Below are 24708 nucleotides of genomic sequence, written 5' to 3'. Positions count from 1 at the left end.
TACCCGTCCTCCGCCTCAGTCCTCGTAGAAGAGCCGGTCGACCACCGCACGCGCCCGGCGCGTGGTGCGGCGGTAGTCCTCCAGCACCTCGCCGCTGGCCCCGATCTCCGCCTGCCCTGCGGAGGAGGACGGCTCGTAGCCGAGGTAGCGGCCGACCGCTGCCAGCTCCCGCGCCTCGGACGGGAAGGTGTCGCCGGGACGGCCCCGCACCAGCATCACGGCGTTGCGGACCCGGGTGGCCAGCAGCCAGGCCGCGTCCAGCACCTCCGCGTCCTCCCCGTCGATCAGCCCGGCCTCCAGAGCCGCGGCGAGCGCCGGCCGGGTGCTGGTGGTGCGCAGCTGCGGAATGCAGGAGCCGTGGCGCAGCTGGAGCAGCTGGACGGTCCACTCGACGTCCGAGAGTCCCCCGCGCCCGAGCTTGACGTGGGTGGTGGGGTCCGCGCCGCGGGGCAGCCGTTCGCCCTCCATCCGCGCCTTCAGACGGCGGATCTCGCGCACGGCGTCCTCGCCCGGCCCGTCCTCGGGGTAGCGGAGCGGGTCGATGAGCTCGATGAACCGTGCGCCCAGTTCCTCGTCTCCGGCCACCGGCCGGGCCCGCAGCAGTGCCTGGCTCTCCCAGACCGCCGACCAGCGCCGGTAGTACGCCCGGTAGGAGCTCAGGGTGCGCACCAGCGGGCCGGACTTGCCCTCCGGCCGCAGGTCGGTGTCGATCAGCAGCGGCGGATCCGTACTCGGGAGCTGGAGCAGCCGCTGGAGCTCGGTCGCCACGGCGAACGCCGCCTTGTTGGCCTCGCCCTCGTCGACGCCTTCCCGGGGCTCGTGGACGAAGAGGACGTCCGCGTCCGAGCCGTAGCCCATCTCGCGACCGCCGAAGCGGCCCATGCCGATCACCGCGAAGCGGGTGGGCAGTTCGTCGCCCCAGCGGGCCCTGGTGGCGGCGCGCAGCGTGCCGGCGATCGCCGCGGCGTTGACGTCGGAGATGGCCTCGCCGACGCGGTCGACGGAGGGCGCGGGGTCCTCGTGCGCGGGCAGGCCCTCGGTGCCGTACGCGCCGATGAGGTCGGCCGCCGCGGTGCGGAAGAGCTCGCGGCGGCGTACGCCCCGGGCCGCGTCCACGGCGGCCTCGGCGCTCTCTGCCCGGCGGACGGCGGCCAGCACCTCCTGGGTGAGCGCCCGGCTGCCCCTGGGCGCGAGGCCCTCCGGCCCGCCGAGCAGGGCGACCGCCTCGGGGGCGCGCAGCAGCAGGTCGGGTGCGAGGCGGCCGGCCGAGAGGACTCGGGCCAGGTTCTCGGCGGCGGCGCCCTCGTCGCGCAGCAGCCGCAGGTACCAGGGTGTCTTGCCCAGGGCGTCGGAGACCTTGCGGAAGTTCAGCAAGCCGGCGTCGGGGTCCGCCGAGTCGGCGAACCAGCCGAGCAGTACCGGCAACAGGGTGCGTTGGATGGCGGCCTTGCGGCTGACGCCGGACGCCAGCGCCTCCAGGTGCCGCAGGGCGGAGGAGGGGTCGGCGTAGCCCAGCGCCTCCATCCGCAGGCGGGCCGCGTCCAGGCTGAGTCCGGTTTCGCCGGGGGCGAGTTGGGCCACGGCGTCCAGCAGCGGGCGGTAGAAGAGCTTCTCGTGGAGGCGGCGCACCACGGAGGCGTGGCGCTTCCACGCCCGGGTCAGCTCGGTGACGGGTTCGGCGCGGAATCCGACGCCGCGTCCGAGCCTGCGCAGATCGGCCTCGTCCTCGGGCACGAGGTGGGTGCGGCGCAGCTTGTGGAGCTGGATGCGGTGTTCCATGGTGCGCAGGAAGCGGTAGGAGGCGTCCAGCGCGGCGGCGTCCTGGCGTCCGACGTACCCGCCGGTGGCGAGGGCGTCGACGGCGACCAGGGTGGTGGAGCTGCGCAGGGTGGTGTCGCCCCTGCCGTGCACCAACTGCAGCAGCTGTACGGCGAATTCGACGTCCCGCAGCCCGCCGGGGCCGAGCTTGAGCTGGCGTTCGCGCTGGCCCGCCGGGATCTCGGCGATGACGCGGCGGCGCATCTGCTGGACGTCGGGTACGAAGTTCTCCCGCTCCGAGACCTGCCAGACCATCGGTTCCAGCGCCTGGCAGTAAGCCGCGCCGAGTGCCGCGTCCCCCGCCACCGGACGGGCTTTGAGCAGCGCCTGGAACTCCCAGGTCTTGGCCCAGCGCTGGTAGTACGCGAGGTGGCTGGAGAGGGTGCGCACGAGCGGCCCGTTGCGGCCCTCGGGGCGGAGGTTGGCGTCCACCGGCCAGATGGTGCCCTCGGCGGTGGGGTCGGAGCAGATCCGCATCAGATGGGCGGCGAGCCGGGTCGCGGCCTGTACGGCCGGCGCCTCCTCGGTGTCGCCGACCGCCTCGGCGACGAAGATGACGTCCACGTCGGAGACGTAGTTCAGCTCCCGCCCGCCGGCCTTGCCCATGGCGATGACGGCGAGCCGGCAGGCGGCGGCGTCCTCGGGTGCGTCGGCCTCGGCCAGGGCCAGTGCGCGGCGCAGGGTGGCGGTGGCGAGGTCGGTGAGCTCGGCGGCGTTCTGCACGAAGTCGGCGGTGCCGCAGACGTCCCGGGCGGCGATGGTGAGCATGGCGCGCCGGTAGCCGACGCGCAGGGCGTCGGGGTCCCTTACGTCGGCGAGGGCGGCTTCGAAGTCGGCGACCCCGGGGTTGAGGTCGGCGGACTCGTAGACGGCGAGCGACTGCCAGTCCCCGGCGTGGGTGGCGAGGTGGTCGCCGAGTGCCTCGGAAGCGCCGAGGACGCCCAGGAGCCGGTCCCGCAGCGGTTTGGCGGATCCCACGGTGCGCAGCAGGGTGCGGCGGGCCGTCTCGTCGGGTTGGGCCTCGACCAGCCGGATCAGGCCGAGCAGGGCGAGGTCGGGGTCGGCGGTGGCGCCGAGCGCGTCCAACAGGACGGCGTCGGTGCCCAGTTCGCCGAGTTCCTCGGCGGCCAGCAGCCGGCTCGCGGTGGCGGGATCGTTGAAGCCGTACCGCAGCAGCCGGGTGGAGGCGCTGCGGCGGCGTCCGCCGGAGTCGCCGCCGCTCTCGCCGCGGTACGGACCGGGTCGGCTCGGCTCGTTCGTCACAGCGCGGGCAGCGACTTGCGCAGTTCGAAGGCGGTGACCTCGGAGCGGTACTCCTCCCACTCCTGGCGCTTGTTGCGCAGGAAGAAGTCGAAGACGTGCTCGCCGAGGGTCTCGGCGACCAGTTCGCTGCGTTCCATCAGGTCGATGGCCTCGCCGAGGTTCTGCGGCAGCGGGGAGATGCCCATGGCGCGGCGTTCGGCGTCGGTGAGCGCCCAGACGTCGTCCTCGGCGCCGGGCGGCAGCTCGTACTCCTCCTCGACCCCCTTGAGTCCGGCGGCGAGCAGCACGGCGTAGGCGAGGTAGGGGTTGGCGCCGGAGTCCAGCGAGCGCACCTCGACGCGGGTGGAGCCGATCTTGCCGGGCTTGTACATGGGGACGCGGATGAGCGCGGAGCGGTTGTTGTGGCCCCAGCAGATGTAGGAGGGCGCTTCGCCGCCGGCGCCGGCGGTGCGCTGGGTGCCGCCCCAGATGCGCTTGTAGGAGTTGACCCACTGGTTGGTGACGGCGGCGATCTCGCCGGCGTGGCGCAGCAGTCCGGCGATGAACGAGCGTCCGACCTTGGAGAGTTGGTATTCGGCGCCCGACTCGTGGAAGGCGTTGCGGTCGCCCTCGAAGAGCGAGAGGTGGGTGTGCATGCCCGAACCGGGGTGCTCGGAGAAGGGCTTGGGCATGAAGGTCGCGTGTACGCCCTGTTCGAGGGCGACCTGCTTCATGACCAGGCGGAAGGTCATGATGTTGTCGGCGGTGGCCAGCGCGTCGGCGTACCGCAGGTCGATCTCCTGCTGCCCGGGGGCGCCCTCGTGGTGGCTGAACTCCACCGAGATGCCCATGGATTCGAGCATGGTGATGGCCTGGCGGCGGAAGTCCATGCCGACGTTCTGCGGGGTGTGGTCGAAGTAGCCGGAGGAGTCGGCGGGCGTGGGGCGGCTGCCGTCGACGGGCTTGTCCTTGAGCAGGAAGAACTCGATCTCGGGGTGGGTGTAGAAGGTGAATCCGAGGTCGGAGGTCTTGGAGAGCATCCGCTTGAGGACGAAGCGGGGGTCGGCGTAGGAGGGGGAGCCGTCGGGCATCAGGATGTCGCAGAACATCCGCGCGGTGCCCGGTGCCTCCGCGCGCCAGGGCAGGATCTGGAAGGTGCTGGGCGCGGGCTTGGCGATCATGTCGGACTCGTAGACGCGGGCGAAGCCCTCGATGGCGGAGCCGTCGAAGCCGATGCCCTCGTCGAACGCCTGCTCCAGCTCTGCGGGGGCGATGGCGACGGACTTCAGAAAGCCGAGTACGTCGGTGAACCACAGTCGGACGAACCGGATGTCCCGCTCCTCCAGCGTCCGCAGTACGAATTCCTGCTGCTTGTCCATTGTCGCCATTCACCCATCGTCGCTGGTCAGACCTGCTACGAGCGGCTGCCGGGGGCTGGGCCGCGCACCTGAGCATCCCACCACACGGTTTCCGGCGCATTGCGTACGCCCCACGGGCTGTCGGGTGTTGCGCGCGCGGCGGCCGGTACGGGTCGCGGCAGAACGCCGTCCGGCCCACGCGAGGCTCGCGTGGGCCGAACTGCGGTGCTGGGGTGCGCAGTTGGTCGCTGCGCGGATCGGGCGTGCGGCGCCCGTCCTTGAGCCGTTACTGCACGACGTGCAGCAGCAGGTTCGGCGAACCGCTGCCCGGGTTGCCGACGGCACCCTCGGTGGCGGCACCCTCCAGTGCGGCCGAGACGTCCGCCGGGGCGGCGTCCGGGTTGTCCGCGAGGTAGAGCGCGGCGACGCCGGCGACGTGCGGCGAGGCCATGGAGGTGCCGGAGATGGTGTTGGTGGCGGTGTCACCGGTGTGCCAGGCGGCGGTGATGCCCGAGCCCGGGGCGAAGATGTTCACCGCGGAGCCGTAGTTGGAGTAGGTGGCGCGGCTGTCGTTCTGCTCGGTGGCTCCGACGGTGATCGCGGTGTCGACGCGGGCCGGCGAGAAGTTGGCGGCGTCGGCGGAGGAGTTGCCCGCCGCGACCGCGTAGGAGATGCCGGCAGCGATGGAGTTCTCCACGGCCTGGTCGAGCGCCGCGTCCGCGCCGCCGCCGAGCGACATGTTGGCGACGGAGGGGCCGTCGGCGTTCTGGGTCACCCAGTCCACGCCGGCGACGACACCGGCGGTGGTGCCGGAACCGTTGTCGTCCAGTACGCGGACGCCGACGATGTCGGCTTCCTTGGCGACGCCGTACGCGGAGCCCGCGGCGGTGGAGGCGACGTGGGTGCCGTGGCCGTTGCCGTCACTGGCGTCGTTGTCGTCGTCCACGGCGTCGTAGCCGTGGACGGCGCGACCGCCGAAGTCCTGGTGGCTGATGTGCACACCGGTGTCGATGACGTACACGGTGGAGCCGGCGCCCGCGCTGTCGGGGTAGGTGTAGCTGTCGTCCAGCGGCAGGTCGGCCTGGTCGATGCGGTCCAGGCCCCAGGACGGCGGGTTGTCCTGGGTGGCGTCGATGCTGACCTTCTGGTTGGCGAAGACCTGGTCGACGGCGGGGTCGGCCGCGAGCTTCCTGGCGTCCGAGGCGTCGAGCTCGGCGGCGTAGCCGTTGAGCGCCGCCTTGTAGGTCTGGGTGACCTTGCCGTCGTACTTGCCCATCAGGGACTTGCCGTCGGCCGAACCGGCCTTCATCTGGCCCTGCTTGAGCGTCACGATGTAGCTGCCGTCGATCGCGTCGGCGGAGCTCGCTCCGACGACGGCGCCCTCGGGGGCCGACGAGGCGGCGTTGGCGGGGAGGGCGACGGCGAGGCCGATCGCTCCGGCCGCTACCGCTGCGGCGATGGTGAGGGAAGCGCGGCGTCTGTTGCCCTTGTGCATACGCGAACCTGCCATGGAGAAGAAGCCTCCTGATGTGGGGGTGGCGCTGTGGGGGGTGCGTTCAGCGTGCTGTTCGCTGTCCGGGTGGCACGCACCGTGCCGCCCGGACGTGATCCACCTCACCCGATTGACGCGGGCAGAACAAGAGACTCCCGGGTGGGGATTCCATGGAACTTGCGACGAGAACGTCACCGTTCCTCCACACGCAGACATGCTTGCGGCACAGCTGGTTCGGGCAGTGTTCGCACTTTCCGCGAGGCCGGATACGGCACCCGGAACGGCTCCCGTCTGCGACGCGAACCCGCCACCGGCGCCGCGTCGCGGAGATCACGCCGCCGGTGCGACCCATAACGTCAGAGTGACGGTTAGCCTGTCTCTGTGCCTCAACTACGCCTGGCCCTGAACCAGATCGACTCCACCGTCGGCGACCTCGACGCGAACCGCGCCTCCGTGCTGCGCCGCACCCGGCAGGCGGTGGCCGACGGCGCGCATCTGGTGGCCTTCCCGGAGATGACCCTCACCGGCTACCCGGTGGAGGACCTCGCGCTGCGTCCGTCCTTCGTCGAGGCCTCCCGCGCCGCGGTACGGGAGTTGGCCGCCGAGCTGGCCGCCGAGGGCCTGGGCGAGGTGCCGGTGGTCGTCGGCCACCTGGACCGCGCCGAGGAGGAGCGGCCCCGCTACGGCCGCCCCGCCGGCGCCCCGCGCAACGCCGCCTCCGTGCTGCACCGGGGCGAGATCCGACTCACCTTCGCCAAGCACCACCTGCCCAACTACGGCGTCTTCGACGAGTTCCGCTACTTCGTCCCCGGGGACACCCTGCCGGTGATCCGGGTGCACGGCGTCGATGTGGCGCTGGCCATCTGCGAGGACCTGTGGCAGGACGGCGGCCGGGTGCCGGCCGCCAGGGAGGCGGGAGCCGGGCTGCTGCTGTCCGTCAACGCCTCGCCGTACGAGCGCGACAAGGACGACACCCGGCTGGAGCTGGTCCGAAGGCGCGCCCGCGAGGCCGGCTGCACCACCGCCTATCTCGCGATGACCGGCGGGCAGGACGAGCTGGTCTTCGACGGCGACTCCATCGTGGTGGACGCCGAGGGCGAAGTACTCGCCCGTGCACCGCAGTTCGCCGAGCACTGCGTACTGCTGGACCTGGAGCTGCCGGCCGCGGCACCGGAGCCGCCGAGCGGTGTCGTCGCCGACGGGCTGCGGATCGACCACCGCACCCTGAGCGCCGAACCGCTGCCCCGCTACGAGGTCGAGCACACCGGCGGCCTCGCTCCCCCGCTCAGCGATCTGGACGAGATCTACACCGCACTCGTCACCGGCCTGCGCGCCTACGTCACCAAGAACGGCTTCCGCTCGGTGCTGATCGGCCTCTCCGGCGGTATCGACTCCGCGCTGGTCGCCGCCATCGCCGTGGACGCGCTCGGCCCCGAGCAGGTGTACGGCGTCTCGATGCCCTCCCGCTACTCCTCGGGCCACTCCCGCGACGACGCCGCCGACCTGGCCGAACGCACCGGTCTGCGGCTGCGCACCACCGGCATCGAGCCGATGTTCGCCGCGTACATGGAGGCGCTGGGACTGACCGGGCTGGCAGAGGAGAACCTCCAGTCCCGGCTGCGCGGCACGCTGCTGATGGCGCTGTCCAACCAGGAGGGCCACATCGTCCTCGCCCCCGGCAACAAGTCCGAGCTGGCCTGCGGCTACTCGACGCTCTACGGCGACTCGGTCGGGGCGTACGGGCCGATCAAGGACGTCTACAAGACCACGGTCTTCGCTCTGGCCCGCCGTCGCAACGAGGCGGCGCTCGAACGCGGCGAGACCCCGCCGATCCCGGAGAACTCCATCGCCAAACCGCCCAGCGCCGAGCTGCGGCCGGACCAGGTCGACACCGACTCGCTGCCCGACTACGAGGTGCTCGACCGCATCCTGGAGCTGTACGTCGACCGCGACCGCGGCGCCGAGGAGATCGCGGCGCAGGGCTTCGACCCCGAGCTGGTCACGCGCGTACTGCGGCTGACCGACACGGCGGAGTACAAGCGCAGGCAGTACCCGCCGGGGACGAAGATCTCGGCCAAGGGCTTCGGCAAGGACCGCAGGCTGCCGCTGACCAACCGCTGGCGCGAGTCGGCCGGTTGACCTCCACCGGGCGACCGCCGTCGGTGGGGCCGGGTCCCCTCGCGGAGACCCGGCAGTACCGACGGCGGCGTACGCGCCCGCTCAGCCGGGGCGCGCGGCTGAGGCGTGCACGTCTGCGACGGCCGGTCGGCGGGGCCCGAACCGGCTGCCGGACTCCGGGCCCGTCTCCTCGCCCCCGGTACCCGGCTCGCGGTACCCGGCTCGCGGGTCCCCGCTGCCGGGTCAGGCCACGTCGCCGAGCGCCCGGTCGAGCACGTCGACGCCGCGCTCCAGCTCCTCCTCGGTCGCGGTCAGCGGCGGCGCGATCCTGAACACCCCGCCCATGCCCGGCAGTTGGACGATGTTCATGTGCAGTCCCAGCTCGTAGCAGCGCTGGGTCACCGCCGCGCCGAGCCGGTCGGTCGCGCCCTCGCCCTCGGCGACCAGCTCGACACCGAGCAGCAGCCCCCGCCCGCGTACGTCGCCGACGACCTCGTGGCGCTCCATCAGCCGCTCCAGCCCCGCGCGCAGTCCGGCGCCGGACTTCCGTGCGCGAGCCTCCAGACCCTCCTCGGTCAGCACATCGAGCACGGTGTTGCCGACGGCGGCCGGCAGCGGGTCGGCGACATGGGTGGTGAAGAAGAGGAAACCGCGGTCGTGGGCCTGCTGCTCGATCTCGGCGGTCGTCACCACGGCGGCCAGCGGCAGGCCCGCTCCGAGGGTCTTGGAGACCGTGAGGATGTCGGGCACGACGCCGTCGTGCTCGAAGGCGTACCAGTCGCCCGTGCGGCACAGTCCGGTCTGTGCCTCGTCGAGGATCAGCAGCATCCCGCGCTCGCGGCACTTGGCGGCCAGCGCCGCGAGGTAGCCGGGCGGCAGCTCGACGACACCGCCGGAGCTGAGGATCGGCTCCACCAGGCAGGCGGCGAGGCTGCCGACGGACTGGGCGTCGATCAGGTCGAAGCCCAGATCGAGCTGGCGCCGCCAGTCCAACTCGCCGTCGGCGTCCAGCAGGTCCGGGTGGAAGCGGTCGGGCACGGGCAGGGCGAAGTTGCCGGGCGTGGCCGGACCGTAGCCCTTGCGCCCGGCGCTGTAGGTGGCGTTGGCGGCGGCCTGCGTCATGCCGTGCCAGCTGCGCGCGAAGGAGACGATCTCGTGCTTGCCGGTGACGAGCTTGGCCATCCGCACGGCGGCCTCGTTGGACTCGGCACCCGTGGTGAGCAGCAGCACCTTCTCCAGCGGGTCCGGCAGCGACTCGGCGAGGCGGCGGGAGAGTTCGACCACGGGCGGGCTGAGCATTCCGCTGTGCAGATGGTCGAGTTCGGTGATCTGGCGCTGCACGGTCTGCACGATGCGCGGGTGGGAGTGGCCGAGGATCGCGCTCATCTGGCCGGAGGTGAAGTCGAGCAGCTCCCGGCCGGTCTCGGTGACGATCGTGGTGCCCGAGGCGCGCACCACGAGCTCCGGGGAGAAGTCGGCCCGGCCGCTGTAGCGGACGAGGTGGCGGGCGGCGTCTGCTGCGTGAGGAGGCATGCCCCGACGATAGGAAGGCTCGCCCGCACACGTCCATCGCACAGTTTCGACGAGACTGTTCGGCTCAGCCGTACGGACCGCCGGCCGCAGGGGCCGTACGATGCCGGGGTGCTGAACTCCGGACGCTTGCGCCTGCTCAGCCTGCTGGAGACGCTGGGCACCGTGCGCGCCGTGGCCGAGGCCACTCACCTGAGCCCCTCCACCGTCTCCCAGCAGCTGGCGGTGCTGGAGCGGGAGACCGGTTCCACCCTGCTGGAACGGGTGGGCAGACGGGTGCGGCTGACCACTGCGGGGCTGCTGCTGGCCCGTCGCGGCAGGGGCATCCTGGACGACATGGCCGAGCTGGAGGCCGAGCTGCGCGCCATCGACGAGGAGCCGGTGGGCACCGTGCGGCTGGGGCTCTTCCAGAGCGCCGTCTACCCGCTCGCCGTTCCCGCGGTACGGCGGTTGGCCGTCACGCATCCCCGACTCCGCGTCGAACTGCAGGAGTTGGAGCCGCACGAAAGCGCGCAGGCGCTGCGTTCCCAGGAGGCGGACGTCGTGGTGACGACCGCCGACTACGGCGACCTCTCCTGGCAGACGGACCTGGAGGTGACGCCGCTGGGCGCCGACCCGGTGGTGCTGGTGCTCCCCCGCGACCACTCGCTGACCTCCCGCACGTCGGTGGGCCTGGCGAGCTGCGCACAGGAGCGGTGGGCGTGCGACCGGCCGCGCTCGTACATGGCCGAACTGACCCTGCGGCTGTGCCGGGAGGCGGGTTTCGAGCCACGGGTGGTGTGCCGCTTCAACAACTATCTGCTCCAGCTCAAGCACGTGGAGTCCGACGGCTCGGTGACGCTGCTGCCCTCACTGGCCGTGACGCCCGAGCACGCGGTCGTCACCCGCGCACTCAGCCCGCCCTCGCACCGCAACGTCTCACTCGCCGTACGCCGCACCACCACCCAGCGCGCAGCGGTGACTGCGGTGGTGGCGGCACTGCGCGACCACCCCGACATCCCGGCGCTGAGCAGCCCGGAGGTCGGCCGCCCGGGCCCGGCGACCACCCCGACCTCCGGGCCCTGAGGGGCGCCGAGCCGCGACCGGCTGGCGGCGACCGGCTGACGGCGACCGGCTGACGGCTGGCGGCTGGCGGCTGGCGGCTGGCGGCTGAACACGGCCACCCACCGGCCGGCGGTTACCGGCTGGCGTGGGCCGCGGCCTTCCGCCGGATCGGACTGCGGCCGACGATCCGCGAGACGCGGGGGCGTCCGCCCCGGTCCAGGGCGCCCGCGACCAGGGCGATGACCAGTCCCACCAGGGCCAGTCCGGCGCCCACCAGGGTCGGCGAGGTCCAGCCCCACCCCGCGGAGATCGCCGCGCCACCGAGCCAGGCGCCCGCCGCGTTGGCCAGGTTGAAGGCCGAGTGGTTGGAGGCGGAGGCGAGCGTGGGTGCGGCGTGGGCGCTGTTCATCACCAGCATCTGGAGCGGGGTGGTGGTCATGAATCCCACGGCACCGATGACCGTGACGGTCACCAGGGCCGCCCAGGTGTGGTGGGCGGTGTAGTGGAAGAGCACCAGCACGACGCTGAGAGCGGCCAGCGATCCGTAGAGGGTCGGGCGCAGCGCGCGGTCGGTGAGCGGTCCCGCGACGAACGCGCCGAAGGTCATACCGATACCGAAGAGGGCGAGGACCCAGGTGACGGAGGAGTCGGCGAGGCCGGTCACCTCGGTGACGGTCTTGGCCAGATAGCTGTAGACCGCGAACACCCCGGCGAAGCCGAACACCGCGGTGAGCAGGCCGAGTACGACCTGGCGGTTGGCCAGCGCCCGCAGCTCGCTGCCGAGTCCGTTGCCGCGTTCCAGCGGGAGGCGCGGCACCAGCGCCCACAGCGCGGCCATGGCGAGCAGCCCGATCGCGGTGACCACCAGGAACGTGGCCCGCCAGCCGAGTTGGTGGCCGAGCGCCGTACCGGCGGGGACGCCGAAGATGTTGGCGACGGTCAGTCCGAGGAACATCGTCGCCACCGCGCGGGCCCGCCGCTCCGGGGCGACGAGCTGGGCGGCGACCACCGCGCCGACGCCGAAGAACGCTCCGTGCGGCAGTCCCGCGAGCACCCTGCCGGCGAGCAGGGTGCCGTACCCCGGCGCGAGCGCGGAGGCGAGGTTGCCGACGGCGAACAGCGCCATCAGCCAGATCAGCATGCGGCGCCGCGGGACGCGTACCCCGGCGGCGGTGAGCAGTGGTGCTCCGATGACGACACCGATGGCGTAGGCGGAGACGAGATGGCCGGCAGTGGGCACCGAGGTGCCGAGGTCCTCGGCGACCGCGGGCAGCAGGCCCATCATCACGAACTCGGTGGTCCCGATGCCGAAGGCGGCGACCGCCAGGGCGAGCAGGGCCAGAGGCATGGCTGTTCCTTCGGGTTCTCGGAGGGAGGCGGGCGAGATTATGTTCTCTCGCGGAACAAATACTCTCACGTGCCTGTTCCCCGCCGCGCACGCCAAGGGCCACAAGCGGCGAGGATCACACCGGCAGGGATCGCGGGGGCCCGGAACCCGGGCGGGCGCGGCAACTCACAAGCCCCGCACCTCCGCACGGCCGCCGAGGACAGCAAGCGCGCAGGCCGGCGCGGGGCAGGCGGGAGAGGGCGGGGCGGAGGAGGACGCACAGGGTGGAGCGGGCGGCCGGACGCGCAGGGCGGGCCGTTGCGACCGGCCGGCTACAGCTCCACGGAGGCGGCGACCGGCAGGTGGTCGCTGCCCGTCCTCGGCAGTGTCCAGGAGGAGACCGGTTCCAGCCCCTTGACCATGATCTGGTCGATCCGCGCCATCGGGAACGCCGCGGGCCAGCTGAAGCCGAAGCCCGCCCCCGAGGCCCCCTGGGTGGAACGCATCAAAGAGGTCACCGGGGCCAGGGCGCGGTCGTTCATGGTGCCGTTCAGATCACCGAGCAGTACGACGCGTTCCAACCGCTCGGCGGCGATGGCCCGGCCCAGCTCCTCGGCCGCGTCGTCGCGCTGACCGGCGGTGAAGCCCGCCTTGAACTCCACGCGCACGGACGGAAGATGGGCCACGTAGACCGCGATGTCACCGTGCGGGGTGGCCACCGTGGCGCGCATCGCCCGGGTCCAGCCGATCTTGATGTCGACCTCCCGGACGTCGCTCAGCGGGTGCTTGCTCCACAGGCCGATGGTGCCGCGCACCGCGTGGTGCGGGTAGTCGGCCGCCAGAGACTCCGTGTAGGCGGAGGAGGCCTTGGCCGACGGCAGCTCCTCCAGGGCCAGCACGTCCGCGCCGGAGGACGCCAACTGCTCGGCCGTGCCCACCGGATCGGAGTTGTCCGCGTCCACGTTGTGGGTGACGACGGTCAGTCCGCGCTCGCCGCCGTCACCGCCGGTCTTGTCGGTGACCAGGCCGCCGAAGAAGTTGAGCCAGATCAGGAGCGGCACGAGCAGCGCCACCAGCGCGGTCGCCGAACGCCGCAGCAGAGCACAGCCCAGCAGCAGCACGATGCCGATACCGCACCAGGGAAGGAAGGTCTCCAGCAGGCTGCCCAGACTGCCGATCGCGTTGGGCACCTTGGAGTGCAGTGCGACGAGAAGCCCCAACAGCAGGGCGAGAGCGGCGAGAATCCTGCCGCGGCGCCACACACCGGCCCGCCAGCCGAGCCGCGAAGCACCCCTGCCGCCCACCTCGGGCTGGTCGGTACCGACCGAACCCACCCCCGTGGTGTCCACCCCTGCCATGCGCTGTCCTCACTTACCCGGGTACTGCCGGCGGCCGACCGGGCGAATGCGGGGGGGCGACCGGGCGAACCCGGGGCCCGGCGACTATCTCGCGAAGAGTACGCCACAGTCGGCTTGTCCAGAAAACGTGCGCGCCCCGCCTCGCGGCGGACCGTTCCCCGCTCATGACGAGTACGGGGCACACGAAGGTTCCGGCTGCGGCCAACTGATCCACGACGGTTCCGCGGGCACGCGCTTCACGCCAAAATCTCAGTGACCCTCTGTCATCAACGCAGCGTGCCGGGGCCCCCATGGCGAACCCTCGGTGACCGCGCGCCGGCCTGCACCCGTCGGCGGGGGGCGTGTGGCGCAGCCCCTTCCACACTGTTCCCACCGATGTCACCATGGCAGGAGATCCGGGGACGCCGTTGGGGCGCCTCGAGACGAGAACACAGGAGCCAGTGCAATGACGCATGCCCAGGCGGCTGCCGACAGCAGCAAGGCGCTCTACGGAGGAGTCCACACCGCGCGCAAGCGCAGGGTCACCGCGCGTGACCTGATCCTCGCCAAGGAACGTGGCGAGAAGTGGCCGATGCTCACGGCCTACGACGCGATGACCGCGAACGTCTTCGACGAGGCCGGTATCCCCGTGCTCCTCGTCGGCGACTCGGCGGGCAACTGCCAGCTCGGGTACGAGACGACCGTCCCCGTGACGCTCGACCAGATGACCATGCTCTCCGCCTCGGTGGTGCGCGGCACCAGCCGGGCGCTGGTCGTCGCGGACCTGCCGTTCGGCTCCTACCAGGAGGGCCCGACACAGGCGCTGCGCAGCGCCACCCGACTCGTCAAGGAGGCCGGGGTCGGCGCGGTCAAGCTGGAGGGCGGCGAACGCTCGCTGGCACAGACCGAGTTGATCGTCTCGGCCGGCATCCCGGCCATGGCCCACCTCGGGCTCACCCCGCAGTCCGTGAACACCATGGGCTACCGGGTGCAGGGCCGCGCCGAGGAGGACGCCCACCGGCTGCTGCACGACGCCAAGTCGGCCCAGGAGGCGGGCGCCTGCGCGGTCGTGCTGGAGCTGGTGCCGGCCGAGTTGGCCGCGGAGGTGACACGTTCGCTGTCCATCCCCACCATCGGTATCGGCGCGGGTCCGGGGACCGACGCCCAGGTACTGGTGTGGGCGGACATGGCCGGTATGACGGACGGCAGGCTGCCGCGCTTCGTCAAGCAGTACGCACAACTGCGGGAGCAGCTCGGGGACGCCGCCAAGGCGTTCGCCGAGGACGTGTCCGGCGGTGCGTTCCCGGCCGAGGAACACACCTTCCACTGATGCGGCACGGCGCGACGCAGCCCACGCCCGGCGGGTCCACCGGTCCACCGGTTGCGCCGATTCGCCCCATCGGCGCACACACCGGTTGATCCCGCTCAGCGCGACAGCCCTCCCCTGCACTCCGGGGGAGGGCTGTCGGTCGTTTGTCGGTGGCCGCTGCGAGGATGCCCCCATGGTGGGCAACAGCGGTACCGGCACAGTGGGCCTCACGGCTCCGCCCCAGGGCGGCGGTGCGATCGAAGTACGCGGCCTGGTCAAGCACTTCGGGCCGACCCGGGCGGTGGACGGCGTCGACCTCACCGTGGCCGAGGCGAGCGTGCACGGCGTCCTCGGGCCGAACGGCGCGGGCAAGACCACCCTGGTGCGCTGCCTGTCCAGCCTGCTGGTCCCGGACGGCGGCACCGCCCACGTGGCCGGCTACGACGTCGTTCGCCATCCCCGCCAGCTGCGCCGGGTGATCGGCCTCACCGGCCAGTACGCCTCGGTCGACGAGAAGCTCTCCGGCTGGGAGAACCTCTACATGATCGGCCGGCTGCTGGATCTCAGCCGCAAGGACGCCCGCCGCAGGGCGTACGCGATGCTGGAGCGCTTCTCGCTGACCGAGGCGGCCAAGCGCCCGGCCGCGCAGTACTCCGGCGGTATGCGTCGGCGGCTGGACCTCGCGGCCTCCATGATCGGACGGCCCCAGGTCCTCTACCTGGACGAGCCGACGACCGGCCTGGACCCCCGCACCCGCATCGAGGTGTGGGAGGAGGTCAAGCGGATGACCAGCGAGGGCACCACGGTGCTGCTGACCACGCAGTACATGGAGGAGGCCGAGCAGCTCGCCAGCGATCTGACGGTCATCGACCGCGGTCTGGTGATCGCCGAGGGCAGGGTCGCCGAGCTCAAGGCGAAGGTGGGCGGGCGCACCCTGCGCATCGAGCCGCTGGTGAAGGACGAGATCCACCACGTCCTCGGCGCCCTGGCGCAGTCCGGGATCGTCGGTGCGGCCGATGCCACGCTGGATCTGGACGAGGGTGTCGTCCAGGTGCCGATCGTCGGGGACGACCAGCTCACGCAGGTGATCGGCCTGGTGGGCCACTACGGCTTCCGGCTGTCCAACATCAGCACCCAACTGCCCAGTCTGGACGAGGTGTTCCTGGCGCTCACCGGGCGCAAGACCTCGCCGCGGCAGGAGGACGCTCCCGGCGCCGCACCGCCCCCGCCGCACCACCCGGGACCGGGCCCGGCCCACCACCCCGCACCTCAGTACGGCCAAGGCGGGCCGCACGGGCAGTACGGCCAAGGCGGGCAGCCCGGCCAAGGCGGGACCTACGGTCAGGCCCCCGGCCAACACGGCCAACACGGCGGGCAGTACGGGCAGTCCGGCCACCACGGCGGACAGTACGGCGCGCAAGGCGGCCAACACGACGGGCAGGCCGCCCAGTTCGGCGGGGCGCCCGGCGGGCCGGCGTCGTACGACCACGGCGGGCGCGGTGGCGGCCAGGGCCCGCAGGACTCACTCCAGGGAATCGGCATATGAGCGCGGTGTACACGGTGGAGCCCGCGGAGGACCACCCGGCGCAGCAGCGGAAGAGCGGCGGAGCCCGCCCAGGCGAGGGCCGGATAGGCCTGCGGGCCAACCTGCGGCACATCGGCGCCCTCGTCCGGCGCAACGTCATGCACTTCAGGGCCGACCCGGAGTCGATGTTCGACGCCGTGCTGATGCCCATCATCTTCACCCTGCTCTTCGTCTACGTCTTCGGCGGCGCCATGACGGGCGGCGAGGGCAACTACGTCAACTACCTGCTGCCCGGCCTGATGGCGATGGGCGGGATGACGCTCGCGATGTCGGTGGGCACCGGCATCAACGAGGACTTCAAGAAGGGGGTGATGGACCGCTTCCGCACCATGCCGATCGCCCGTTCCTCGGTACTGATCGCCAAGGTCGTGGTGGAGATCGGGCGGATGGTGGTCTCCTCCTTCATCCTGCTGGTCGTCGGCTTCATCCTGGGCTTCGAGCTCCAGACGGGCCCGCTCCAACTCCTGGGTGCGGTCGGCCTCTCGCTCTACTTCGGTGCCTCGCTGACCTGGATCTTCATGCTGCTCGGCCTGTCGCTGAAGACCCCGCAGGCGGTGCAGGGACTGGGCGTGCTGGTGATCATGCCGTTGCAGTTCGCCTCCTCGATCTTCGCCAGCCCGGCCACCATGCCCGGCTGGCTGAAGACCTTCACCGACCTGAACCCCATCTCCCAACTGGCCGACGCGGCACGGGGTTTGATGAACGGCGAGGGCGAGGTCGCGGGGCCGGTGATGATGACCCTGTTCTGGGGCGCCGCGATCACCGCGATCACCATGCCGCTGGCTGTCCGCAAGTTCCGCAGCAAGACCTGACACCCGCCCGCGCACTCGCGGGCCCGGCCGGGGCGGGTGCGACCACGTGCCGGCACGCACCCGCACCGCCCGTACGGCGACCGCAACCGCCGTGCGGCACGCGGCGGTTGCCGGCAGTTGCCGGGCCCGCTCAGATCAGGGTGATCGCCTCGCTCAGGCTCAGCTCGGCGCCGCCGCCGTAGGCCTCCTCGTACTCCGCCCCGGGCAGCGCCGACCTGGCCGCGCGCTCGGCGCGGGCGCGGCACTCCTGGTGCAGCAGGCTGAGCCGGGGCGTGTGCGCGCCGTGCCGCGCGTCGAACGCGCCGAGCAGCCGGGCGGCGTCCAGCGGCCGGTCGAGCGCGGCGGCGGCCTCGGAACCGTGCAGCAGGGTGACCCCGGCCAGCTCGGACGCGAGCAGCCGGCCGACCGGGTGCCGGACCCGCTCGGCCGCCAACAGCAGCCGGGTGCGGGCCTGTTCGGGCCGTCCGTCCAACAGCTCCAGCCAGCCGTACAGCGCGTCCACCATGCCGTGCACCAGCCGCTGCTGCTCGCGTCGACCGACGAACTCGGCGAGCAGCGCGTCCAGATGGCCGCGGCACTCGCCGGTCCGCCCGGTCCGGCCGAGCAGGGTGGCCAGATAGATCCTGGTCAGCGTCAGGGTGTCGCTGCCCAGCCGGTCGCCCTCCGCCAGTGTTCGGCGCAGCAGCCGCTCCCCCTCCGCAGCCCGGCCGTCCTCCACCAGCAGATTGCCCAGCCGGGCCCGGAACAGCTGCTCCTGTGCGAGGTCGCCCAGCCCGCCCGCGATCCGTACGCCCTCGCGCAAGTCCTCTATGGCGCCGGTCAGTTCGCCGTCGGCCTCCCGGATCTCCGAGCGCCCGGAGAGGGCTTCGGCGATCCCCCAGCCGTCGCAGAGTCGGCCGAAGAGCTCCAGGCTCTCGTCCGCGTCGGCGACCGCCCGGGCGCGCAGTTCGGGCGTACCGCCGCCGCGAAGCCGTGAGCGCAGCCGCAGCGCGGAGGCCAGCTCCCAGTCGTCGCCCAGCCTCCGGCAGCCGGCGACGGTCAGGTCCAGATCGTCGCGCAGCGCCTCGACATCGCCGGCCAGGAGTCTGGCGTAGTACCAGAGCGAGCTGACGCTGTGGCACACCTGCGGTTGGTCGGGCCGGTAGCTGCCGATGACCGCCCGCACCAGCCGCACCTGGCGCTCGTCGTCGAGTTCGGCCTGATCGGCCACCGCCAGCCCCAGCATGCGCACCTGCCGCCTCGCCTCGTACAGCAGCTCACCGTCCAACGGCGGCGGCACATCGGTGCAGCGCGTCGCTACGTCCGGGGCCGGCCGGCCGGCGGCGAACGGGTCCGGCCCCAGAGCCGCGGTGGCGGCACACCACTGCCGGGCGTCGCCGCGGTGGTTGCGCAGCTGCCAGAACCACCCCATGCTCAGCGTCAGGCTCAGCGCCTCCTGCTCGTCCCCGGCGTCCACCGCCCGGTGCAGCGCGGCGCGGATGTTGTCGTGCTCGCGCTCCAGCCGGTCCAGCTCCCGCAGCTGCTCGGGTCCGCGCAGCAACCGGCGGGCGGTGCGGGCGAGTTCGCGGTAACAGACCAGATGGCGGCGCTCGACCGCGATCCGCTCGGCCGCCTCGTCGAGCCGTTCGGCGGCGTACTCGGCGACGGTCTCCAGCAGCCGGTACCGCATCCCGCCGTCCGGGGTCACCACCGGCACCAGCAGCGACTTGTCGACCAGCGAGCCGAGGACGACGGCGACGTCCCGGGTGTCCACCCCGGCGCCCCGGCAGACGACCTCGGCCTGCTCCAGCGCGACGCCGCCGGAGAAGACCGAGAGCCGCCGCAGCACCTCGCGCTCCGCGGTGTCCAGCAGCTCCCAGGACCAGTCGACGACCGCCCGCAGCGTCTGCTGCCGGGGCAGGGCGGTCCTGCTGCCGCCGTTGAGCAGCCGGAACCGGTCGTCCAGCCGGTCGGCGAGCTGCCGGGGGGTCAGCGACCGCAGCCGGGCCGCGGCCAGCTCGATCGCCAGCGGCAGCCCGTCCAGCCTGCGGCAGATCTCGGCGACCGCCTCGGGGTCCTGCGCCGCGCGGAACCCCGTACGGCCCGCCGCGCCGCGTTCCTCCAACAGCCTCTCGGCGGTCTGCTGCGGCAGCGGGTCGACCACCAGCACCGACTCCCCCGCGACCCCCAGCGGCTCCCTGCTGGTGGCCAGCACCGTGACCGCGGGGCACTGCACCAGCAGCGTCTCGGCGAGCTGCGCGGCGGCGTCGACGACGTGCTCGCAGTTGTCCAGGAGCAGCAGCATCCGCCGTCCGACGCAGAGTTCGGCCAGTTCCGCGAGCGGGTCCGGAGGGGCGCTGTCGGTGACGGTGCGCAGTCCGTGCGCGGCCGTCGCCCTGCTGGCGGTGTCCCGTCCGCCCAGCGCGGTCAGCACCGTCTCGGGCACGGTCGCCGCCTCGCGCACCGGCGCCAGCTCGGCCAGCCACACCCCGTCCGGCCACTGCGCGGCCAGCGCGTCGGCCGCCTCCAGCGACAGCCGGGTCTTGCCCGCGCCGCCGGGGCCGAGCAGCGTCACCAGCCGGAAGGCGCCCAACTCGGTTCGGATAGCGGCGAGTTCCTCCTCGCGGCCGACGAAGGAGGTCAGCCGGGTGGGAAGGTTCCCGGGCGGTGGGACGGGCCCGACGGGCGACACCGGGGGCGGCGCGCCGGCGCCGTCCCGGTCGGCGGCGGGCAGCGTCTGGGGCACGGCCTGGGTGAGCAACTGGGCGTGCAGGGCGCGCAGTTCGGGCCCCGGGTCGGCGCCGAGCAGCTCGGCCAGCTCGGTGCGCACCGCCTCGTACGTCGCCAGTGCCTCGGCCGGGCGGCCGGCGTCCCGCAGGGCGCGCAGCCGCAGCGCCTGAAGCGGCTCGTCCAGCGGGTGTTCGGCGCAGAGCACCGCGAGGTCGGCAAGTGTGGCAGCAGCCTCGCCGAGCGCGACGCGTGCCTCCGCGCGGGTGCGTGCGGCCTCCAGCCGGCCGGCCTCCGCCCGTACCGCCGCGGCTCCCCCGGCGTCCGGGAGATCCGCGTAGGGCGAGCCCTGCCAGAGGCCCAGCGCCTCGTCCAGCAGCTCCACCGCGCCCGCCGCGTCACCGGCGAGAAGCGCCCGGGAACCGGCGTCCGCCAGCTGCTCGAAGCGGCCGGCGTCCACCTGCGCGGGCTCGGCGACCAGCCGGTACCCGCCGCCCGTGGAGGCGATCGCGGCGTGGTCCAGCGCCCGCCGCAGCCGCCCGACCAGCGCCTGCAACGCGCCCTGCGCGTCGACCGGCGGATCGCTGTCCGCCCAGACCGCGGCGATCAGCGCGTCCGCCCGTACGTCCTGACCGGGGGTCAGCGCCAGTGCGGTCAGCAGGGCACGCAGCCGCGCGCCGCCGATCGGCACCGCGCTGCCGTCGTCGCGGTGCACGCGGGTCGTTCCGAGGATCTGATAGCGGTAGCCCACGGGCCCATTCTCCCCTCGATCAACGGCGCAGGTCAGTGCAGCTACGTTGGTGGCTCATGGAAGCCACCCGGGCGCACCACCGGACAACCGCCCCGTCAGCCGTCCCGGTGGCGCTCGCCGGCACCTCGGGGGCGGCCGTGTGGTGGGATCTGCCGCCGCTGACAGGGCTGTGGGTCTTCGTCTTCGTCCTGTCGGCCTGGCTCCTCTCGCTCTCCCTGCGCGAGTACGCGCGCACCAGGGCCGCGCTGCACGGCGGCGGTCCCTCCGCCGCGCTCGGTTCCGCGGCCCTCGCCCCGACGCACGGTGCGCATCCCCTGCTGAACGTGCTGCTGCCGGTGCTCTTCCTGGTCATGAGCGGTATAGGGCTGCCCGGCGGAGCGGCCCCGGCCGGGCGCCACCGGGTGCCCGGCCGGGCGCGGCGCAGCCTCGTCGCCCTGGCGGGCCCCGCGACCCACGCACTGCTCGCGCCGGCCCTCGCCGTACCGTTCCGGCTGGGTGCGATGGACCAGGCGCCGCTCGCCTTCCGCTTCGCCCTGGCCTTCGTGGTGATGCTCCAGGTCACGGCCGCACTGCTCAGTCTGTTGCCGGTCCCGGGTCTGGACGGCTACGGGGTGCTGGAGCCGTGGCTGCCCTGCGGCCTGCGCCGCCGGCTGGAGCCGCCGGCGCCGTACGGGCTGCTGCTGGTCTTCGCCTGCCTGTGGATACCCGCGGTCGACGGGGCGTTCTGGGACTGCGTCTACCCCTCGCTGGAGTGGCTGGGGGTGCGACAGGACGACATCTACTACGGGCTGGAGATCTTCCGCTTCTGGCAGGAGGAGCCCGTCGTGCGCTTCTGAACCGCCGCGCGCGGGGCGGCGATCGGCGGCCGGGCGCGAGGGGCGTACCGCCGCGCGGGGCGTCAGGCGCGGGGGCCGCCGGCACAGCCGGACTGCGACTGCCGGGCGGCGGCCTCCGCCCGCTGCCGGTCGATCTGCGCCTTGCGCCAGTAGAACCACGTCATGTTGGACGAGACACCGAACATCAGCACCCAGACGATGCCCAGCCAGCTGCCCTGGACGAACGAGACCACGGCCGCGGCCAGCGCGAGGACGCAGACCATCAGGGAGTAGAGGGCGATACGGGGCATGGGGCGACCTTCGGGGTGCGGCGGGCGGCGGAACGCCACCATTGTCCCCCATGCCCCCTCGACGTCCTCGACTGGCTCGGAACGCGACGAACGCGACCCGTACGACTCAGATGTCGGTCAGCCGGACGCCCGCGTGCGCCTTGTAGCGGCGGTTGACCGAGATCAGGTTGGCCACCAGCGACTCGACCTGGTGCGCGTTGCGCAGCCGCCCGCCGAAGACGCCCCGCATCCCGGGGATGCGCGAGGCGAGCGCCTGGACGAGCTCGCAGTCGGCCCGCACCTCGCCGAGCACCAGGACGTCGGTCTCGATCTTCTCGATGTCCGGGTCCAGGAGCAGCACGGCCGACAGATGGTGGAAGGCGGCCGTCACGCGGGAGTCGGGGAGAAGCGCGGCGGCCTGCTCGGCGGCGCTGCCCTCCTCGGGCTTGAGCGCGTAGGCGCCCTTCTTGTCGAAGCCGAGCGGGTTGACGCAGTCGACGACGAGCTTGCCGGACAGCTCCTCGCGCACCGCCTCCAGCGTCGCGGCGTGCCCGTCCCAGGGGACGGCGACGATCACGACGTCGCTGCGTCGGGCGCATTCGGCGTTGTCGGCGCCCTCGACGCCGTTGCCGAGTTCCTCGGCCGCGGTACGGGCGCGGTCGGCGGCGCGGGAGCCGATGATCACCTTCTGGCCCGCCTCGGCGAGTCGGCGGGCCAGCCCCCGGCCCTGGTCGCCGGTGCCGCCGAGGACGCCGACGACGAGCGAGGAGACGTCCGGCAGATCCCAGGGGTCCTTGGGTGCGGGCTTGGCGGATCCGGTGCTTTCGGAGGTTGTCATACCGAGATCCTGCCAGCCTGCGGCGACTTTTCGGGCACTGTTCGGACAGAACCTCCAGGTCCGCGGCGGGCCGCGTTCCGGGCGACGGCGCTCGTCCTCAGCGCCCGCCCCCTCCTGGCGCTTCACCCGAACCGCCGCCCGGGCTCTCACCGGGCTCCCCGCTCCCCGGCTCCGGCTCCGGCTCCTGCCAGCGCGGGTCGTTGCTCCACTTCACGTTCCGCTCGTGCGCGATCTGCACCGCCTGCGCGGCCTCTTCGCGGGACTCGTACGGTCCGAGGCGGTCCTTGGCGGGGCACTCCGGGCCCTCCTCCACCTTCCGGTGTTTGAGGCAGTAGTACCACTCGCCCGGTTTGCCGGTCGTCTTGCGTTGGAAGAGTGCCATGGCTTCATGCTGCCCCGAAGGACCGGTTCACACCACGGTTAGACTCTCGGCCATGTCTGGCCAGTCAACTCTCGTCCCCGGCAAGGTCTCCCCGCAGCGAGGCGTACCCGCGTCGATCACGCGCCCCGAGTACGTCGGCAAGGAGACTCCGACCCCGTACACCGGTCCGGAGGTGCAGGACGCCGAGACCGTCGAACGGATGCGGACGGCCGGGCGTCTCGCCGCACAGGCGCTGGTCGAGACGTCGAAGCACATCGCGCCCGGTGTGACCACGGACAAACTCGACGAGGTCGCCCACGAGTTCCTCTGCGACAACGGCGCCTACCCCTCGACGCTCGGCTACCGGGGTTTCCCCAAATCGCTGTGCACCTCGGTCAACGAGGTGATCTGCCACGGCATCCCGGACTCCACGGTGATGCGCGACGGCGACATCGTGAACCTGGACATCACCGCGTACCTCGGCGGCGTCCACGGCGACAACAACGCGACCTACCTCTGCGGCGAGGTCGACGAGGAGTCCCGGCTGCTGGTCGAGCGGACCGAGGAGTCGTTGCGCCGGGCGATCAAGGCGGTCCGCCCCGGCCGTCAGATCAACATCATCGGCCGGGTCATCGAGTCCTACGCCAAGCGGTTCGGCTACGGCGTCGTACGGGAGTTCACCGGGCACGGCATCAACAGCTCGTTCCACTCCGGGCTGATCGTCCCCCACTACGACGATCCCCGGGCGACCACCGTGATCCAGCCGGGCATGACCTTCACCATCGAGCCGATGCTGACGCTCGGCACACACGAGTGGGACATGTGGGAGGACGGCTGGACCGTCGTCACCAAGGACCGCCGGCGCACGGCGCAGTTCGAGCACACCCTGGTGGTCACGGAGTCGGGGGCCGAGGTCCTGACCCTGCCCTGACCAGTCCCGACTGCGCTTCCTGCGACTTCGCGCCCCGGCCGGCGAGTTCCCGGCCGGGGCGCGGTGCGTCCGAGGGCCGGCGGTGAGCGGGCCCCGACGGCGAGGAGCCCGGTGCCGTGCGGGGCTCCCCGTAGGGGGGCTCCCCGTTTGGGCCCCGTTGGGGGTGCCCGTTCGCCGATGGCTCCGGGCTCCGCACGGGCCGCAGCGGGCCCGTTTGTGCCTGCAGGGGCGGGGATACGCTCAAGTTACCGACAGAGCGTCGGAAAGGGATTGACTTAGGTAAGCCTAAGTAGCATTATCTGCGGTGGCGGTGGCGGAATACCGCCGCCCCTTCCCTTTCGCCCTGGTTCACCGGAGGCCCACCTTGGCCGCGTCCGACTCCACCCCGTTCTCCACGCTGATCCGTACGGCCTCGCAGAAGCAGCACACCGAGGCCGAGAACTCGTCCTTCATGAGCGATCTCCTGGGCGGCAGGCTCGGCGTCGACGCGTACACCCGCTACACCGAGCAACTCTGGTTCGTCTACCGCGCGTTGGAGGAGCCCGCGAGCCGGCTCCTGGACGATCCGGTGGCCGGACCGTTCATCCGCTCCGACCTGTTCCGGGTCGCCGCGCTGGAACGCGACCTGTGCCACCTCCACGGCGGCACCGACTGGGCAGCCGACCTGCAGCCACTGCCCGCCACCGAGGCGTACGCCGCCCGCATCAGCGAGGTCGCACAGGAGTGGCCCGGCGGGTACCTCGCCCACCACTACACCCGCTACCTCGGCGACCTCTCCGGCGGCCAGATCATCCGCGGCACCGCCGAGAAGACCTGGGGCTTCGAGCGCAAGGGCGACGGCGTGCGCTTCTACGTCTTCGAATCGGTCGGCAACCCCGCCGCGTTCAAGCGCGAGTATCGCGAACTGCTCGACGCCGTACCGGCGGACGATCTGGAGAAGCAGCGGATCATCGACGAGGTGAACCGCACCTTCGACCACAACACCGCGGTCTTCCGGGACCTCGGCCGCCACTTCCGCCTCAGCGCCTGACGGCTCGCGGTCTC

At 72.4% G+C, this 24708-nt stretch carries 17 protein-coding genes and 1 pseudogene; 8 read left to right on the top strand and 10 right to left on the bottom strand.

Annotated elements, in window-relative coordinates:
- Positions 1 to 15: 15 nt before the first annotated feature.
- The 3 genes from JGS22_RS17555 to JGS22_RS17545 all read right to left on the bottom strand — a co-directional run bounded on the left by JGS22_RS17555 (position 16) and on the right by JGS22_RS17545 (position 5928).
- Entirely contained in the window at positions 16 to 3081 is a 3066-nt protein-coding gene (locus JGS22_RS17555; RefSeq protein ID WP_211038233.1) for a bifunctional [glutamine synthetase] adenylyltransferase/[glutamine synthetase]-adenylyl-L-tyrosine phosphorylase, read from the bottom strand.
- Positions 3078 to 4439: a gamma-glutamylpolyamine synthetase GlnA2 gene (gene glnA2, locus JGS22_RS17550; protein ID WP_211038345.1), complete on the bottom strand. Its 1362-nt coding sequence runs from the start codon at positions 4437 to 4439 to the stop codon at positions 3078 to 3080. Before glnA2 ends, JGS22_RS17555 begins: the two co-directional genes overlap by 4 nt.
- A gap of 265 nt (positions 4440 to 4704) precedes the next feature.
- The gene (locus JGS22_RS17545; protein WP_236073191.1) at positions 4705 to 5928 is read right to left on the bottom strand and encodes a S8 family peptidase; all 1224 of its coding nucleotides are present in this window, start codon (positions 5926 to 5928) and stop codon (positions 4705 to 4707) included.
- Between the two features lie 363 nt (positions 5929 to 6291).
- Between JGS22_RS17545 and JGS22_RS17540 the strand changes: the two genes are divergently transcribed.
- On the top strand, positions 6292 to 8049 hold the full coding sequence (locus JGS22_RS17540; RefSeq protein WP_211038234.1) for an NAD+ synthase: 1758 nt from the start codon (positions 6292 to 6294) through the stop codon (positions 8047 to 8049).
- Between the two features lie 222 nt (positions 8050 to 8271).
- Here the strand turns inward: JGS22_RS17540 and JGS22_RS17535 are convergent, their stop codons facing one another.
- Positions 8272 to 9561 carry an aspartate aminotransferase family protein gene (locus JGS22_RS17535; RefSeq protein WP_211038235.1) on the bottom strand — a complete coding sequence of 430 codons (1290 nt, stop codon included), beginning with the start codon at positions 9559 to 9561 and terminating at the stop codon, positions 8272 to 8274.
- Between the two features lie 108 nt (positions 9562 to 9669).
- Here JGS22_RS17535 and JGS22_RS17530 point away from each other — a divergent pair, with 108 nt between their 5' ends.
- A complete protein-coding gene (locus tag JGS22_RS17530) occupies positions 9670 to 10623 on the top strand; it encodes a LysR family transcriptional regulator (RefSeq protein WP_211038236.1) in 954 nt (317 codons plus the stop codon).
- A 112-nt stretch (positions 10624 to 10735) separates the two neighbouring features.
- On the opposite strand, the gene JGS22_RS17525 is transcribed toward JGS22_RS17530, so the two are convergent.
- Both JGS22_RS17525 and JGS22_RS17520 read right to left on the bottom strand, forming a co-directional pair.
- Positions 10736 to 11950: an MFS transporter gene (locus JGS22_RS17525; RefSeq protein ID WP_211038237.1), complete on the bottom strand. Its 1215-nt coding sequence runs from the start codon at positions 11948 to 11950 to the stop codon at positions 10736 to 10738.
- 311 nt (positions 11951 to 12261) lie between these two features.
- The gene (locus tag JGS22_RS17520; protein ID WP_211038239.1) at positions 12262 to 13287 is read right to left on the bottom strand and encodes an endonuclease/exonuclease/phosphatase family protein; all 1026 of its coding nucleotides are present in this window, start codon (positions 13285 to 13287) and stop codon (positions 12262 to 12264) included.
- Between the two features lie 445 nt (positions 13288 to 13732).
- On the opposite strand from JGS22_RS17520, the gene panB reads away from it, so the two are divergent.
- The 3 genes and pseudogenes from panB (at position 13733) to JGS22_RS17505 (ending at position 16972) form a co-directional block, all read left to right on the top strand.
- Positions 13733 to 14596: a 3-methyl-2-oxobutanoate hydroxymethyltransferase gene (panB, locus tag JGS22_RS17515; protein WP_211038241.1), complete on the top strand. Its 864-nt coding sequence runs from the start codon at positions 13733 to 13735 to the stop codon at positions 14594 to 14596.
- Positions 14597 to 14768: 172 nt separating this feature from the next.
- Positions 14769 to 15779 (top strand): annotated as a pseudogene (locus tag JGS22_RS17510) (ATP-binding cassette domain-containing protein); the annotation flags it as partial.
- 338 nt (positions 15780 to 16117) lie between these two features.
- On the top strand, positions 16118 to 16972 hold the full coding sequence (locus JGS22_RS17505; protein WP_211038245.1) for an ABC transporter permease: 855 nt from the start codon (positions 16118 to 16120) through the stop codon (positions 16970 to 16972).
- A 130-nt stretch (positions 16973 to 17102) separates the two neighbouring features.
- On the opposite strand, the gene JGS22_RS17500 is transcribed toward JGS22_RS17505, so the two are convergent.
- On the bottom strand, positions 17103 to 20429 hold the full coding sequence (locus JGS22_RS17500) for an AfsR/SARP family transcriptional regulator (RefSeq protein WP_308405726.1): 3327 nt from the start codon (positions 20427 to 20429) through the stop codon (positions 17103 to 17105).
- Positions 20430 to 20485: 56 nt separating this feature from the next.
- Between JGS22_RS17500 and JGS22_RS17495 the strand changes: the two genes are divergently transcribed.
- Positions 20486 to 21265: a site-2 protease family protein gene (locus JGS22_RS17495; RefSeq protein WP_211038247.1), complete on the top strand. Its 780-nt coding sequence runs from the start codon at positions 20486 to 20488 to the stop codon at positions 21263 to 21265.
- A gap of 62 nt (positions 21266 to 21327) precedes the next feature.
- Here the strand turns inward: JGS22_RS17495 and JGS22_RS17490 are convergent, their stop codons facing one another.
- The 3 genes from JGS22_RS17490 to JGS22_RS17480 all read right to left on the bottom strand — a co-directional run bounded on the left by JGS22_RS17490 (position 21328) and on the right by JGS22_RS17480 (position 22754).
- Positions 21328 to 21555, bottom strand: a complete 228-nt coding sequence (locus JGS22_RS17490; protein ID WP_211038248.1) for a hypothetical protein — start codon at positions 21553 to 21555, stop codon at positions 21328 to 21330.
- A gap of 106 nt (positions 21556 to 21661) precedes the next feature.
- Positions 21662 to 22372, bottom strand: a complete 711-nt coding sequence (gene npdG, locus JGS22_RS17485; RefSeq protein ID WP_211038250.1) for an NADPH-dependent F420 reductase — start codon at positions 22370 to 22372, stop codon at positions 21662 to 21664.
- Positions 22373 to 22469: 97 nt separating this feature from the next.
- Positions 22470 to 22754 carry a hypothetical protein gene (locus JGS22_RS17480; protein ID WP_211038252.1) on the bottom strand — a complete coding sequence of 95 codons (285 nt, stop codon included), beginning with the start codon at positions 22752 to 22754 and terminating at the stop codon, positions 22470 to 22472.
- A 52-nt stretch (positions 22755 to 22806) separates the two neighbouring features.
- Here JGS22_RS17480 and map point away from each other — a divergent pair, with 52 nt between their 5' ends.
- On the top strand, positions 22807 to 23664 hold the full coding sequence (map, locus tag JGS22_RS17475; RefSeq protein WP_211038254.1) for a type I methionyl aminopeptidase: 858 nt from the start codon (positions 22807 to 22809) through the stop codon (positions 23662 to 23664).
- Between the two features lie 364 nt (positions 23665 to 24028).
- On the top strand, positions 24029 to 24694 hold the full coding sequence (locus JGS22_RS17470; RefSeq protein ID WP_211038256.1) for a biliverdin-producing heme oxygenase: 666 nt from the start codon (positions 24029 to 24031) through the stop codon (positions 24692 to 24694).
- The last annotated feature ends 14 nt before the right edge of the window (positions 24695 to 24708 follow it).

This window comes from Streptomyces tardus (assembly GCF_018101125.2).
Taxonomy (GTDB): Bacteria; Actinomycetota; Actinomycetes; order Streptomycetales; family Streptomycetaceae; genus Streptomyces; species Streptomyces tardus.
The sequence above is the reverse complement of the archived record's forward strand: the minus strand, read 5'-3'. Positions and strand labels throughout refer to the sequence as shown.

Coding starts and splice junctions, on each gene's coding strand:
- glnA2 (WP_211038345.1), bottom strand. CDS start 4,439: ATGGACAAGCAGCAGGAATTCGTACTGCGGACGCTGGAGGAGCGGGAC.
- JGS22_RS17545 (WP_236073191.1), bottom strand. CDS start 5,928: ATGGCAGGTTCGCGTATGCACAAGGGCAACAGACGCCGCGCTTCCCTC.
- JGS22_RS17535 (WP_211038235.1), bottom strand. CDS start 9,561: ATGCCTCCTCACGCAGCAGACGCCGCCCGCCACCTCGTCCGCTACAGC.
- JGS22_RS17525 (WP_211038237.1), bottom strand. CDS start 11,950: ATGCCTCTGGCCCTGCTCGCCCTGGCGGTCGCCGCCTTCGGCATCGGG.
- JGS22_RS17520 (WP_211038239.1), bottom strand. CDS start 13,287: ATGGCAGGGGTGGACACCACGGGGGTGGGTTCGGTCGGTACCGACCAG.
- panB (WP_211038241.1), top strand. CDS start 13,733: ATGACGCATGCCCAGGCGGCTGCCGACAGCAGCAAGGCGCTCTACGGA.
- JGS22_RS17505 (WP_211038245.1), top strand. CDS start 16,118: ATGAGCGCGGTGTACACGGTGGAGCCCGCGGAGGACCACCCGGCGCAG.
- JGS22_RS17495 (WP_211038247.1), top strand. CDS start 20,486: ATGGAAGCCACCCGGGCGCACCACCGGACAACCGCCCCGTCAGCCGTC.
- JGS22_RS17490 (WP_211038248.1), bottom strand. CDS start 21,555: ATGCCCCGTATCGCCCTCTACTCCCTGATGGTCTGCGTCCTCGCGCTG.
- npdG (WP_211038250.1), bottom strand. CDS start 22,372: ATGACAACCTCCGAAAGCACCGGATCCGCCAAGCCCGCACCCAAGGAC.
- JGS22_RS17480 (WP_211038252.1), bottom strand. CDS start 22,754: ATGGCACTCTTCCAACGCAAGACGACCGGCAAACCGGGCGAGTGGTAC.
- map (WP_211038254.1), top strand. CDS start 22,807: ATGTCTGGCCAGTCAACTCTCGTCCCCGGCAAGGTCTCCCCGCAGCGA.